Below are 12,562 nucleotides of genomic sequence, written 5' to 3'. Positions count from 1 at the left end.
GTCATTTAATTTACATGAGATTATGTGACGAAGGTCTCCCCAACAAATGGCAATACAATAAAATCGATGACAAAAAATGGATTGAGCCATTTCTTGTGCAATATATTCACCAACGACAATCAGGATGTGCAAATCTAAAGGAAGACGTTATGAAAACTTATCTCATCAATAACAACTGCATCTACAATGAACAGAAATATGAACTAAGAACGAGCTCAAACTCGCAAGTTATTAGAATGACAGCAATGCGTTCTAAATGTCTTAGCTTCATTATTGAAAACGCTCATCTGGAGATTATCGAACGCCAGAAAATCACTAATGAGCTATGGGGTAGCAGAAGTCATTTTGTGAATGATGCCAATCTAACGCAGATACTGTATTTAATCAGACGAGACCTCAAGGCGTTGGGCATAAACGATCTCTTCATTACCATCCCGCGCCAGGGATTACAGGTCAATAAGGATATCGCCATTGAGAAAGTCGAGCCAAAAAAACCAAGAGCCAGGAAGCAGTTTTTCCGTAAAACGCTGGCAGCCCTGACCACCGTCTTTTCAGTCACGCTAGGTACAATGATGTACATGCATATTCATTAATTCAGGGAGAAAAAAATGAATCCAATTATTGATGGAATTCTGGGGCTGGAAGGCGGTTACAGCACCAACCCGAAGGATAAAGGCGGAGAGACTAACTGGGGTATCACAGAAGCAACGGCGCGAGCGCATGGTTACCAGGGGAAAATGAGTGAACTTTCTCACAATGAAGCCTATGCAATCCTGGAAACGGATTACTGGATCAAACCCGGCTTTGAACAAGTATCGCAACTTTCCTGGGCGGTAGCATTTGAACTCTGCGATGCCGCCGTGAATATTGGTCCCCATCACCCTTGCACGTGGCTACAGCGCTGGCTTAACGTGATGAACCGAGAGCAGCAGTATTATCCGGATATAAAAGCAGATGGCAGTATCGGCCCGCAAACCCTACATGCGCTAAATTCCTATTTATCGCAACGAGGTAAAGAAGGAGAAGCGGTGTTAGTGAAAGCGCTCAACTGTAGCCAGGGCGCTTATTATCTGGATATCTGCGAAAATCGCCGACAAAATGAAGAGTTCATTTACGGCTGGATTAAAAACCGAGTGACATAGTTGAGACAAACAAATCCGTAATAAAAGACTCAAGGATGAGCCTTTTATTACCTGATAATGCTATTTGAGTTTCGAACCGCCAACAGCACTTTTAACTTTTTCTCCGAGGATTTTTAAAATCGGGCCGGCAAATACACCGCCTAAACCAGCGGCTAACAGCACCATATTAAAGCTAAACCCTTTTTCGATAGCAATAGCGCTAAGGAGAAAACTGGTAAAACAAGATATGACTACCTGCGTCAGGCAGGTCATAATTCCCTGATGGGCTTCGCCAGCCTCTTCTTTATTCCTGCGAAGCAGGAAACTAACAAACCCGCCCCAGGCGCCGATAGAAATAATGGTCAGAAGTATTTCTACTTCCAGTAGTACAACTTCCGTTGTCTCTAAATGATTAGGAATAGACATAATCGCTCCTGAATAACTAAAGTTTAAAAAAGATTCATCAGGAGTGTAAGCGGCGGAATAGTGGAAAGGTAATCAAAGAACATCATGACTAACCACATCATATTAATGACGGTAAGATGAGGAAACTTACCGTCTGAATGAGGACAGCGTATGTAACATGGAAACCGTTTCATTTATCGCTGATATATTTCTACTGCTTTTGTTCCATGAAGCATAAACCTGCACGGATTTAAACATCAACTCAGGGGGCGGTTGGATAAAATTTATATCATATTTACGCTGATTTTTATAAAACAACGCCAGTTTCAAAGGTAACAGTGCAATCAATGCGGTTCTTTCTACCATGCTAACCAGCCCGGTGATAGAATCGCTACAATAGCCCATAGTACGTGAACCGTTATAATAAACATCATCTTTAAATAATCCGTTATCAGTGATGATGGTGAGTGAAGTAATCCCCGGTTGATACATGGCATGGCGGGAAGAGTAGAATTGATGCAAAGAAAGCTGCGACAGCTCGCTGAATAAATGACCTTTGGCACAAATACAGACAAAGTTTCTGAAGCTATCAATAATTTGATTATCGAGTCCGGGCTCAACCAGCGGTTCAGAACCGATCGATAAATCACATTGAGCGGTCAATAAAAGCTCTTTAGCTTTATCGCAGCTAATGTTGCGGGATGAAAAATGGTTGATAACGCCCTGCTCGAAAAGCGCGCTACCGTACAGTTGGGAAAGGTAATAACTTTCGATGAAATCGCTTCCAAGGATCGTAATCCGGGTGTCATCATCCTTGTTTTCCGGCAGAAAAGTATTGTCGACAAGCGACATGGCCTGACGGAAACTTTGGTGTATTTCGAGTGCTTTCGCCGTTGGCAGTAAACCATCTTTGCTTCTGACAAACAGCTCCTGCTGATAGAAGTTTTGCAGACGTCTTAATGCCAAAGAGACCGCGGCGGGAGTGATGGCCAATTTTTTCGCCGCCTTCGCGGCATTTCCTGCCGAAATGACAGCGTCAAGAACCTTGATTAAATTATAATCAAAGCCCTTATTGGCACCTTTCGATCCCATCCACTGTCAGCCTCTTTTATCGAAAAAAGCAATATAGATAATACTCAAAATAAATCAAATCCGGACATGCTAAACAAAGTATAGCGTTTCTATTCAAGGCTGAGGTTGGGACAGAAAAAAGCCTGAACAGGGATATTCAGGCTTGTGCTAATAAGGTGATTAAACGCAATTAACGCGTTAAATCATCAAAGAATTTTTTCACGCCATCGAAGAAGCTTTTGGAACGCGGGCTGTTTTTCTCACCCGTCGGACCGCCAAAAGTTTCCTGCAGCTCTTTAAGCAATTGCTTCTGCTTGTCATTGAGGCCCACTGGCGTTTCTACCACCACGCGACACAGCAGATCGCCCTGAGCACCGCCGCGAACGGATTTAACGCCCTTGCCGCGCATGCGGAACAGTTTGCCGGTTTGCGTTTCGCCAGGCACTTTCAGGTTAACGCGGCCATCCAGCGTCGGTACTTCAATCTCGCCGCCAAGCGCAGCCATGGTGAAGTTGATCGGTACTTCGCAGTACAGGTTATTCCCCTCACGCTCGAAGATCGCGTGCTGTTTAACCTGAACCTGAACGTACAGATCGCCCGACGGAGCGCCATGCTCGCCGGCTTCGCCTTCGCCAGCCAGACGAATGCGATCGCCCGTATCGACGCCAGCCGGGATTTTCACCGACAAGGTTTTGGTTTTTTCAACGCGACCGTGACCGTGACATTTATTGCACGGATCTTTAATCAGCGTACCGCGTCCCTGACAGTGTGGACAGGTTTGCTGAACGGCAAAAAAGCCCTGACGCATCTGGACCTGACCGGAACCGTGACAGGTTGGACAGGTCTGCGGCTGAGTGCCGGATTTGGCGCCGCTGCCGTGGCAGACATCGCACTCTTCCAACGTTGGAATGCGGATTTCTTTGGTAACGCCGCGGACCGCTTCTTCCAGCGTCAATTCCATGTTGTAACGTAGATCTGCGCCGCGCGCCGCGCGTTGACGGCCACGACCGCCGCCGAAGATATCGCCGAACACGTCGCCAAAGATATCGCTGAAATCCGCGCCGCCGCCGAAGCCGCCGCCGAAACCGCCGCCGCCCATGCCGCCTTGTTCAAACGCGGCGTGGCCGTACTGATCGTAGGCTGCACGCTTCTGGGCATCAGTCAGGACTTCATACGCTTCTTTGATTTCTTTAAATTTGGCTTCGGCCTCTTTGTCACCCTGGTTACGGTCCGGGTGATACTTCATGGCCAGGCGCTTATACGCCTTTTTGATTTCACGCTCTTCCGCTGTTTTGGAAACGCCTAAAATCTCGTAATAATCTTGCTTTGCCATTGGTGTTTTTCAGCCCCTTAACATGCGTGCACGGGCGGAGAGGAAACCTCTTCGCCCGTGCCAGTGTTTTACCCGTTCAAAGGGCGATTATTTTTTGTCTTTCACTTCTTCGAACTCAGCGTCGACAACATCGTCGTCCTTCGCGCTGTTCTCTTGAGCGTCAGCACCGCCAGCCTGCTGCTGTGCATGCTGCTGCTGAGCGATTTCCATCAGCTTCTGGGAAGCCTGGGCCAGCGCCTGCATCTTCGCTTCGATGTCCGCTTTATCTTCACCTTTCAGGGAAGCTTCCAGCGCGGTCAGCGCAGACTCGATTGCAGTTTTGTCATCAGCCGGCAGTTTGTCGCCTGCTTCTTCAACCTGCTTACGGGTGCTGTGCAGCAGATGGTCGCCCTGGTTACGGGTCTGAACCAGCTCTTCGAACTTACGGTCAGATTCAGCGTTAGCTTCCGCTTCGCGAACCATTTTCTGAATTTCTTCTTCATTCAGACCGGAAGAAGCCTTGATGGTGATCTTCTGCTCTTTACCGCTGTTTTTATCTTTCGCGGAAACGTGCAGGATACCGTCAGCATCGATATCGAAGGTTACTTCGATCTGCGGCATACCGCGCGGCGCTGGGTTAATACCATCCAGGTTGAACTGACCCAGAGATTTGTTATCAGAAGCGCGTTTACGCTCACCCTGCAGCACATGGATGGTTACCGCGGACTGGTTGTCTTCCGCAGTAGAGAACACCTGGCTGTGCTTGGTCGGGATAGTGGTGTTTTTGCTGATAAGCGCGGTCATCACGCCACCCATGGTTTCGATACCCAGCGACAGCGGGGTAACGTCCAGCAGCAGAACGTCTTTAACTTCACCAGTCAGAACACCACCCTGAACCGCTGCGCCGATAGCCACAGCTTCATCCGGGTTAACGTCTTTACGCGGTTCTTTACCAAAGAACTCGGCAACTTTCTTCTGCACCATCGGCATACGAGTCTGACCACCAACGAGGATCACGTCGTTGATATCGGAAACGGACAGACCGGCATCCTGCAGGGCAACTTTCAGCGGCTCGATGGAACGGTTAACCAGATCTTCAACCAGGCTTTCCAGTTTCGCGCGAGTCACTTTAATGTTCATGTGTTTCGGACCGGTCGCGTCTGCGGTGATATACGGCAGGTTAACGTCGGTCTGCTGAGCGGAAGACAGCTCAATTTTCGCTTTTTCTGCAGCTTCTTTCAGACGCTGCATCGCCAGCGGGTCGTTGCGCAGGTCAATGCCCTGCTCTTTCTTAAACTCGTCAACGAGGTAGTTGATCAGACGAGTATCGAAGTCTTCACCACCCAGGTGGGTATCACCATTGGTTGCCAGAACTTCGAAGGTTTTTTCGCCGTCAACTTCGTCGATTTCGATAATAGAAATATCGAAGGTACCACCACCGAGGTCGTATACCGCGATAGTACGGTTGCCGACTTCTTTATCCAGACCGTATGCCAGCGCAGCGGCAGTCGGTTCGTTGATGATACGTTTGACTTCCAGACCCGCGATACGGCCGGCATCTTTGGTTGCCTGACGCTGAGCATCGTTGAAGTACGCAGGTACGGTGATAACAGCTTCAGTTACCGGCTCACCCAGGTAATCTTCAGCGGTTTTCTTCATTTTTTTCAGCACTTCAGCAGAAATCTGCGGCGGCGCGGTTTTGGTGCCTTTCACATCAAGCCAGGCGTCGCCATTATCTGCGGCAACGATTTTGTACGGCATGATGGAAACGTCACGCTGAACTTCTTCATCCTGGAAGCGGCGACCAATCAGGCGTTTAATCGCAAACAGGGTGTTTTGCGGGTTTGTCACTGCCTGACGTTTAGCCGGCTGACCAACCAGAGTTTCACCATCCTGGGTATAGGCAATAATAGAAGGCGTGGTGCGATCGCCTTCGGCGTTCTCCAGCACGCGAGCGGTAGTGCCATCCATAATCGCTACACAAGAGTTGGTAGTACCCAGGTCGATACCAATAATTTTACCCATCTAAACGTCTCCACTAAAAATTCGATCAACATGTGGTTGTGAACCTGTAATAAGGGCGAAACGTGCGGTTTCAACTGCCCTGACATCATTTTTTTTCAGGTTCTTCACTGCGGTTGACTACAAGATGGGGTCGCCCTGGTTTTCATCAAGGGGCAGGCCAAAAAAAATTTTTCTGGCAAAATGCAGGCGCGAGAGCAAACGACACGCCAGACGATAAAAATAGCCGGTATAACCCATACAAAAAATAAATAGTAAATAAGAACATATTCATTGGATATCGCACTCGTTCGCCGAAGAGTTGGCCATTATCGCCGCGAAAGGTAAATTGCTGAAAAATACCCCGCCAGATCATAGACAGCCTCTGCGCGCCTCATTATTATGCCGCGCCCCACCGCAAGTGGCGGGGTAATGCTTCCCTTTCTAATCATTATTTTGAGGAATTATGGGCAACACTAAGTTGGCTAATCCGGCACCGCTGGGCCTTATGGGTTTCGGCATGACCACTATTCTGCTTAACCTGGCGAATAGCGGCCTTTTCGCATTCGATGTAGCTATCCTGGCGATGGGCATTTTTTACGGCGGCATTGCGCAAATTTTTGCCGGCCTGCTCGAGTATAAAAAAGGCAACACCTTTGGTTTAACCGCTTTTACGTCCTACGGCTCCTTCTGGTTGACGTTGGTCGCGATCCTCCTGATGCCGAAAATGGGCCTGGCTGATGCGCCGAATCCGCATTTCCTGGGCATGTATCTTGGCCTGTGGGGTATCTTTACGTTGTTCATGTTCTTCGGCACGCTGAAAGCCGCGCGCATGCTGCAGTTCTTGTTCCTGAGCCTGACGGTGCTGTTCGCGCTGCTGGCGATTGGCCACCTGGTTGATAACGAAGGCATTGTTAAAATTGCCGGCTGGATCGGCCTGGTATGCGGCGCGAGCGCTATTTACCTGGCGATGGGTGAAGTGTTGAACGAGCAGTTCGGCCGTACCGTCCTGCCGATTGGCGAGCCACGCTAATGGCCTGCCGCCGCCCACAACGCGGGCGGCGGCGTTAAATTTAACGCTGCAGTTCTCCTTGCGGTAAAACCGCCTGCGCCGTCAACCCCTGACGCAGCCAAATACCCAGACCCAGCCCCATCAGCGACAGCGCCAGTACGTACCAGGCCGGCGCCATCGGCGAAACCCCCATCAGCATCGTGACGGCAATCGGCGTCAGGCCGCCGAAAATGGCGTATGACAAATTGTAGGAAAACGAGATGCCGGTAAAACGCACTTCCGCCGGGAAGGCGCGCACCATTACGTAAGGTACCGCCCCCACCACGCCGACGCACAGCCCAACCGTGCCATACAGCAGGAACAGCCGCTGCGGGCTGGCGCCGGAAAGGTGGTAAAAGGCCCAACTGGCCGCCGCTAACAGCAGGCTACCGACGATAAAAGTGCGGCTGGCGCCGAATCGGTCTGCCGCCAGACCGGCGAGTAAACAGCCAATACACAGCATAATCGTGGCGATGCTATTGGCCTGCAGGGTAATCGCCGGCGCAAAGCCATAATGTTTTTGCAGCCACACCGGCGACATCAGGATCACCACTACCACCCCGGCGGAAAGCAGCCAGGTGAGTAGCATCGAAACGATAACGGCCTTCTGGTGCTTGAGCGCCACCGCCTTCACCGGCAGCTCCTGCGCCAGCGCTTTGCGCTGTTGCATCTCAAGAAATATCGGCGTCTCCTGCAGCCAACGACGCAGGTACATGGCTACCAGACCGAACACGCCACCCAGCAGGAAAGGAATACGCCAGCCGCCGTCGTGGATACCCTGCGGCGTCATGCTGGTGTTGATAAGCGTCGCCACTACCGATCCCAACAGGATCCCAACGGTCAACCCCGCGGTCAGGGTGCCGCAGGCGATACCGATGCGTTTTTCCGGGACATGTTCGGCTACAAAGACCCAGGCACCCGGCACTTCACCGCCAATCGCCGCCCCTTGTAAAATACGCATGAGCAGTAATAGCAGCGGCGCAACGATGCCCATTGAGGCATAGGTCGGCAGCAGGCCGATCGCCAGCGTCGGCAGCGCCATCAGCAGAATACTGAGGGTGAACATTTTTTTGCGACCGACCAGGTCGCCAAAGTGGGCCATGATAATGCCGCCAAGAGGGCGCGCCAGATAACCCGCGGCAAAAATACCGAAGGTCTGTACCTGACGTAGCCATTCCGGGATATCCGCCGGGAAGAATAGTTCGCCGACGACGGCGGCGAAGAAGACAAAGATGATGAAGTCATAAAACTCCAACGCCCCGCCGAGGGCGGCCAGCGTCAGAGTTTTATAATCTTGTCGATTCAGTGCTCGGGTGTGTTGTGACATAACTGACGTTTCGTCCGCAGTAATATTACGCAATGTGTAAAGTAAAAAACACTATACCGTAAATAAAACAGCACACCACCGGCAATACAGGTTATATCAGCAATGCATTAAATTCAGGATAAAGTTTCACGCCGTGCGCTTTTCGGGCGAAAAGCTGCTACAACGCTCGCTTCCGTCTCCACATACGGCCCCTCAAGCAACTGTACACAATAAGGTACACTTGCAAAGACACCATGCACCAGCACGTTACCTTCAGCGTCTTTCACCCCTTCGAGGGTTTCCTGAATGGCTTTCGGCTGGCCTGGCAGGTTGAGGATCAGCGCCTGCTTGCGGATGACGCCAACCTGCCGGGATAGGATAGCCGTCGGCACAAAGTGTAGGCTAACCTGGCGCATTTGCTCACCGAAACCAGGCATCACACGATCGGCAATGGCTAAAGTTGCGTCCGGGGTCACATCACGACGCGCCGGGCCGGTGCCGCCGGTGGTTAACACCAGATGACAGCCCATCTCGTCAACCAACTCGCACAGCGTCTGTTCAATGATGGGCTGTTCATCGGGAATCAGGCGAGTCTGCAGTTCAAAGGGCGTTGTCAGCGCACGCGACAGCCACTCTTCCAACGCAGGAATACCTTTGTCCTGGTAAACGCCGCTGGAGGCGCGGTCAGAAATAGAAACTAAGCCGATGCGTAATTTATTCATATTCATTCCGTTCAAATAGTGCAATTAAGCGAAATGATACACGCTGGAGAGAATTACAGACAGGATTCAAAAGAAGTAGCGTGACCGGCAGCCCGGTCACGCTGGGATGATTACAGCATGTCGCCGATCATTTTTTCCAGTTTTTCCTGGTCGATGGCAAACTTACGGATACCTTCCGCCAGTTTGTCTACCGCCATCGGATCCTGGTTGTGCTGCCACAGGAACTGGGATTCAGTAATGCGTTCCGGACGCGCTTTCACTTCGCCGCTGAACGCCAGTTTACGTTCGATAGCGCCTTCGCTTTCCGCCAGCTCTTTCAGCAGCGCAGGGGCGATGGTCAGACGGTCGCAGCCGGCCAGCTCAAGGATTTCGCCAACGTTACGGAAGCTTGCGCCCATTACCACGGTTTCATAGCCGTGCTGCTTGTAGTACTCGTAGATTTCGCTAACGGAAACCACGCCCGGATCTTCTGCCGGCGCGTACTCTTTCTTATCCGTGTTCGCTTTGTACCAGTCGAGGATACGGCCAACAAACGGAGAAATCAGGAAGACGCCCGCTTCGGCGCAAGCGCGAGCCTGAGCGAAGGAGAACAGCAGGGTCAGGTTACAGTTGATGCCTTCTTTTTCCAGCTGCTCGGCGGCGCGAATGCCCTGCCAGGTCGAAGCCAGTTTGATCAGGATACGATCGTTGCCGATACCGGCATCGTTATACAGTTTGATCAGGCGTTTCGCTTTAGCGATGGAAGCATCGGTGTCGTAGGACAGACGGGCATCAACTTCGGTAGAAATACGGCCCGGGATCAGTTTAAGGATTTCGAGACCGATGTTCACCGCCAGTTTGTCGGAAGCATCGATAATCTGCTGTGCGCGATCGCTGCTCTGGCTGCGAGCCCAGGCAACAGCGTCGTCAATCAGCTTACGGTACTCAGGGATCTGAGCCGCGCCGAGGATCAAAGAAGGGTTGGTGGTGGCATCCTGAGGCTGATACAGCTTCATTGCCGCGATATCTCCGGTGTCAGCTACGACAGTGGTGTACTGACGCAGAGAAGTCAATTTATCCGTCATGATAGTGTTTCTCTTAAACAGCAGTTAAGGGGATGTAACCGGTCTGCCAAGATGATAACACGCCATAGGGTCAGCGCAACCGCCGACAATGCAAGAGCGCAGAGTGTGATAAACTCGACATATTAATTATCTGAATGCTAAAGGATTGTCACCGGAGTGGTAGCGCTTACACCGCGCGCCGGCATGGACAAGAGGACGTTTAATGCCTGATTTTCTCTCGTTTATCAATGAAATACTCTGGGGCTCGGTAATGATTTACCTGTTACTGGGCGCCGGTATTTGGTTCACCTGGCGAACGCAATTTGTGCAGTTCCGTTATATTCGTCAGTTTGGCAAAAGCCTTAAAAAAAGCCTCCGCCCGCAGCCCGGCGGCTTAACGTCTTTTCAGGCGCTGTGCACCAGTCTGGCGGCGCGCGTCGGCAGCGGTAATCTGGCGGGAGTGGCGTTAGCGATTGCCGCCGGCGGCCCCGGCGCGGTGTTCTGGATGTGGGTCTCCGCGCTACTCGGTATGGCCAGTAGCTTCGCTGAATGCTCGCTTGCCCAATTGTACAAAGAGCGCGATAGCGCAGGCCAGTTCCGCGGCGGCCCGGCGTGGTATATGGCTCGCGGCCTTGAGATGCGCTGGATGGGCGTGGTCTTCTCGATTCTACTTCTGCTTGCCTACGGGGTGATTTTCAATACCGTGCAGGCCAACTCGGTGGCGCACGCCATGGCCTATGCCTTCGATTTTCCGATGGTCGCCGTCGGCGCCGCGCTGGCTGCCGCGACGCTGTTGATTATCGTCCGCGGTTTACGCGGCGTGGCGCGATTGATGCAGTGGTTTGTCCCGCTGATGGCCCTGCTATGGGTGGGCGCCAGCCTGTTGATTGGCCTCTGGCACTTCTCCGCCCTACCCGCGGTCTTTGAAACCATCTTCCGCTGCGCTTTCGGCTGGCAGGAAGCGGCGGCGGGCGCGGTGGGCTATACCATCAGCCAGGCGCTTACCGGCGGTTTTCAGCGCGGGATGTTTTCCAATGAAGCGGGGATGGGTTCCACGCCAAACGCGGCGGCTACCGCGGCTTCATGGCCGCCGCATCCGGCGGCGCAGGGCATCGTCCAGATGATTGGCGTCTTTATTGATACCATCGTTATCTGTACCGCCAGCGCGGTGATTATCCTGCTGGCGCCGCGCGAAAACCGCGATAATGTGGTCAGTGGGATTCAAACCATGCAGCACGCGATGGGCGATCTCATTGGCAGTTGGGGTCCTGGTCTGGTGGCTGCCGTACTACTGCTTTTCGCTTTCAGTTCGATTGTCGCCAATTATATTTATGCCGAAAATAATCTGATCTTCCTGCGGCTCACTAAGCCGCTGCATATCTGGACGCTCCGGGTCATTACCGTATTCATGGTACTGGCAGGCACTCTGGTAAGTCTGCCGGTGGTCTGGCAATTGGCGGATATTATTATGGCGCTGATGGCTATCACTAACTTAACGGGGATTTTGCTGCTGTCGCCAACGGTACGGATCCTCGCCAGCGATTATCTGCGCCAGCGTAAACTCGGCGTACAGCCGGTCTTCGATCCCGCTCGCTATCCGGAAATTCAGCAACATCTGGCGCCAGGCGCCTGGGATGAGATACCGCGTGAATAGCGCGGTAATCGCAGCAATCGCTCCCACCGTACTCTTTTTTTGTTAAAATTCGTCGAAATTCCCTGCAAGGACTGGATATGCTGATTCTGATTTCACCTGCTAAAACGCTCGATTATCAAAGCCCGCTGGCAACGACGCGCTATACCCAGCCCGAACTCCTGGAGTATTCTCAACAGCTTATCGGTATCGCCCGTAAGCTGACGGCGCCGCAAATCGGTAAGCTGATGAGCATCAGCGATAAGCTTGCCGACCTCAACGCCACCCGTTTTCACGACTGGCATCCGGACTTTACCCCGCAGAATGCCCGTCAAGCGATTCTGGCCTTCAAAGGCGACGTTTATACCGGCCTGCAGGCTGAAACCTTTAGCGAAGCGGATTTCGATTTCGCCCAGCAGCATCTGCGTATGCTATCCGGGCTTTACGGCGTGTTGCGTCCGCTGGATTTGATGCAGCCTTATCGTCTGGAGATGGGCATCAAGTTGGAAAATCCGCAGGGCAAAGATTTGTATCATTTCTGGGGCGATGTCATTACCGATAAGCTCAATCAGGCGCTGCAGGCGCAGGGCGACGATATCGTTATCAACCTGGCGTCCGATGAGTATTTTAAATCGGTAAAACCGAAAAAATTGCAGGGACAGTTGATTAAGCCGGTATTCCTCGATGAGAAAAACGGCAAATTCAAGGTGATCAGCTTCTATGCCAAAAAAGCGCGCGGCCTGATGAGCCGCTTTATCATAGAGAACCGTTTAACCCGTCCGGATCAACTGCAGGAGTTTGATAGCGAAGGTTATTTCTTTGATGCGCAGGCATCGGAGAACGGCGAACTGGTGTTTAAACGCCACGAGCAGTAAGCCTGAATGCCCCCGGTATGGCGCC

The 12,562-nt window shown here is 51.9% G+C and carries 12 protein-coding genes; 5 read left to right on the top strand and 7 right to left on the bottom strand.

Annotation, left to right across the window (positions count from 1 at the left end):
• The first annotated feature begins 149 nt into the window (after positions 1 to 149).
• Entirely contained in the window at positions 150 to 593 is a 444-nt protein-coding gene (locus AC22LX_RS21850; protein ID WP_049060229.1) for a winged helix-turn-helix domain-containing protein, read from the top strand.
• 15 nt (positions 594 to 608) lie between these two features.
• Positions 609 to 1,142 (top strand): glycoside hydrolase family 108 protein, encoded by a 534-nt coding sequence (locus AC22LX_RS21845; RefSeq protein WP_045395844.1) that lies wholly within the window; start codon positions 609 to 611, stop codon positions 1,140 to 1,142.
• A gap of 60 nt (positions 1,143 to 1,202) precedes the next feature.
• Here AC22LX_RS21845 and AC22LX_RS21840 read toward each other — a convergent pair whose 3' ends face one another.
• The 4 genes from AC22LX_RS21840 to dnaK all read right to left on the bottom strand — a co-directional run bounded on the left by AC22LX_RS21840 (position 1,203) and on the right by dnaK (position 5,934).
• On the bottom strand, positions 1,203 to 1,547 hold the full coding sequence (locus AC22LX_RS21840; protein WP_015704339.1) for a phage holin family protein: 345 nt from the start codon (positions 1,545 to 1,547) through the stop codon (positions 1,203 to 1,205).
• A 126-nt stretch (positions 1,548 to 1,673) separates the two neighbouring features.
• A complete protein-coding gene (locus tag AC22LX_RS21835) occupies positions 1,674 to 2,618 on the bottom strand; it encodes a LysR family transcriptional regulator (RefSeq protein WP_015704338.1) in 945 nt (314 codons plus the stop codon).
• Between the two features lie 169 nt (positions 2,619 to 2,787).
• Entirely contained in the window at positions 2,788 to 3,930 is a 1,143-nt protein-coding gene (gene dnaJ / locus AC22LX_RS21830; protein WP_045395847.1) for a molecular chaperone DnaJ, read from the bottom strand.
• An 87-nt stretch (positions 3,931 to 4,017) separates the two neighbouring features.
• Entirely contained in the window at positions 4,018 to 5,934 is a 1,917-nt protein-coding gene (gene dnaK / locus AC22LX_RS21825; protein WP_045395850.1) for a molecular chaperone DnaK, read from the bottom strand.
• Between the two features lie 442 nt (positions 5,935 to 6,376).
• On the opposite strand from dnaK, the gene satP reads away from it, so the two are divergent.
• Positions 6,377 to 6,943: an acetate uptake transporter gene (gene satP / locus AC22LX_RS21820; RefSeq protein WP_487334218.1), complete on the top strand. Its 567-nt coding sequence runs from the start codon at positions 6,377 to 6,379 to the stop codon at positions 6,941 to 6,943.
• 40 nt (positions 6,944 to 6,983) lie between these two features.
• Here the strand turns inward: satP and AC22LX_RS21815 are convergent, their stop codons facing one another.
• The 3 genes from AC22LX_RS21815 to tal all read right to left on the bottom strand — a co-directional run bounded on the left by AC22LX_RS21815 (position 6,984) and on the right by tal (position 10,053).
• Entirely contained in the window at positions 6,984 to 8,288 is a 1,305-nt protein-coding gene (locus tag AC22LX_RS21815; RefSeq protein WP_045395857.1) for an MFS transporter, read from the bottom strand.
• 113 nt (positions 8,289 to 8,401) lie between these two features.
• A complete protein-coding gene (mog, locus tag AC22LX_RS21810) occupies positions 8,402 to 8,989 on the bottom strand; it encodes a molybdopterin adenylyltransferase (protein ID WP_045395860.1) in 588 nt (195 codons plus the stop codon).
• Between the two features lie 110 nt (positions 8,990 to 9,099).
• Positions 9,100 to 10,053 carry a transaldolase B gene (gene tal / locus AC22LX_RS21805; protein WP_487334217.1) on the bottom strand — a complete coding sequence of 318 codons (954 nt, stop codon included), beginning with the start codon at positions 10,051 to 10,053 and terminating at the stop codon, positions 9,100 to 9,102.
• Positions 10,054 to 10,255: 202 nt separating this feature from the next.
• Between tal and AC22LX_RS21800 the strand changes: the two genes are divergently transcribed.
• Together AC22LX_RS21800 and yaaA are read left to right on the top strand one after the other, a co-directional pair.
• On the top strand, positions 10,256 to 11,686 hold the full coding sequence (locus AC22LX_RS21800) for an alanine/glycine:cation symporter family protein (protein ID WP_063447678.1): 1,431 nt from the start codon (positions 10,256 to 10,258) through the stop codon (positions 11,684 to 11,686).
• Positions 11,687 to 11,763: 77 nt separating this feature from the next.
• Positions 11,764 to 12,537 carry a peroxide stress protein YaaA gene (yaaA, locus tag AC22LX_RS21795; protein WP_045395869.1) on the top strand — a complete coding sequence of 258 codons (774 nt, stop codon included), beginning with the start codon at positions 11,764 to 11,766 and terminating at the stop codon, positions 12,535 to 12,537.
• Positions 12,538 to 12,562 lie beyond the last annotated feature (25 nt).

This window comes from Klebsiella sp. PK01 (assembly GCF_057624675.1).
Note: the sequence above shows the minus strand (reverse complement) of the source record. Positions and strands in the feature narration are given on the sequence as shown.

Coding starts and splice junctions, on each gene's coding strand:
- AC22LX_RS21850 (WP_049060229.1), top strand. CDS start 150: ATGAAAACTTATCTCATCAATAACAACTGCATCTACAATGAACAGAAA.
- AC22LX_RS21845 (WP_045395844.1), top strand. CDS start 609: ATGAATCCAATTATTGATGGAATTCTGGGGCTGGAAGGCGGTTACAGC.
- AC22LX_RS21840 (WP_015704339.1), bottom strand. CDS start 1,547: ATGTCTATTCCTAATCATTTAGAGACAACGGAAGTTGTACTACTGGAA.
- AC22LX_RS21835 (WP_015704338.1), bottom strand. CDS start 2,618: ATGGGATCGAAAGGTGCCAATAAGGGCTTTGATTATAATTTAATCAAG.
- dnaJ (WP_045395847.1), bottom strand. CDS start 3,930: ATGGCAAAGCAAGATTATTACGAGATTTTAGGCGTTTCCAAAACAGCG.
- dnaK (WP_045395850.1), bottom strand. CDS start 5,934: ATGGGTAAAATTATTGGTATCGACCTGGGTACTACCAACTCTTGTGTA.
- satP (WP_487334218.1), top strand. CDS start 6,377: ATGGGCAACACTAAGTTGGCTAATCCGGCACCGCTGGGCCTTATGGGT.
- AC22LX_RS21815 (WP_045395857.1), bottom strand. CDS start 8,288: ATGTCACAACACACCCGAGCACTGAATCGACAAGATTATAAAACTCTG.
- mog (WP_045395860.1), bottom strand. CDS start 8,989: ATGAATAAATTACGCATCGGCTTAGTTTCTATTTCTGACCGCGCCTCC.
- tal (WP_487334217.1), bottom strand. CDS start 10,053: ATGACGGATAAATTGACTTCTCTGCGTCAGTACACCACTGTCGTAGCT.
- AC22LX_RS21800 (WP_063447678.1), top strand. CDS start 10,256: ATGCCTGATTTTCTCTCGTTTATCAATGAAATACTCTGGGGCTCGGTA.
- yaaA (WP_045395869.1), top strand. CDS start 11,764: ATGCTGATTCTGATTTCACCTGCTAAAACGCTCGATTATCAAAGCCCG.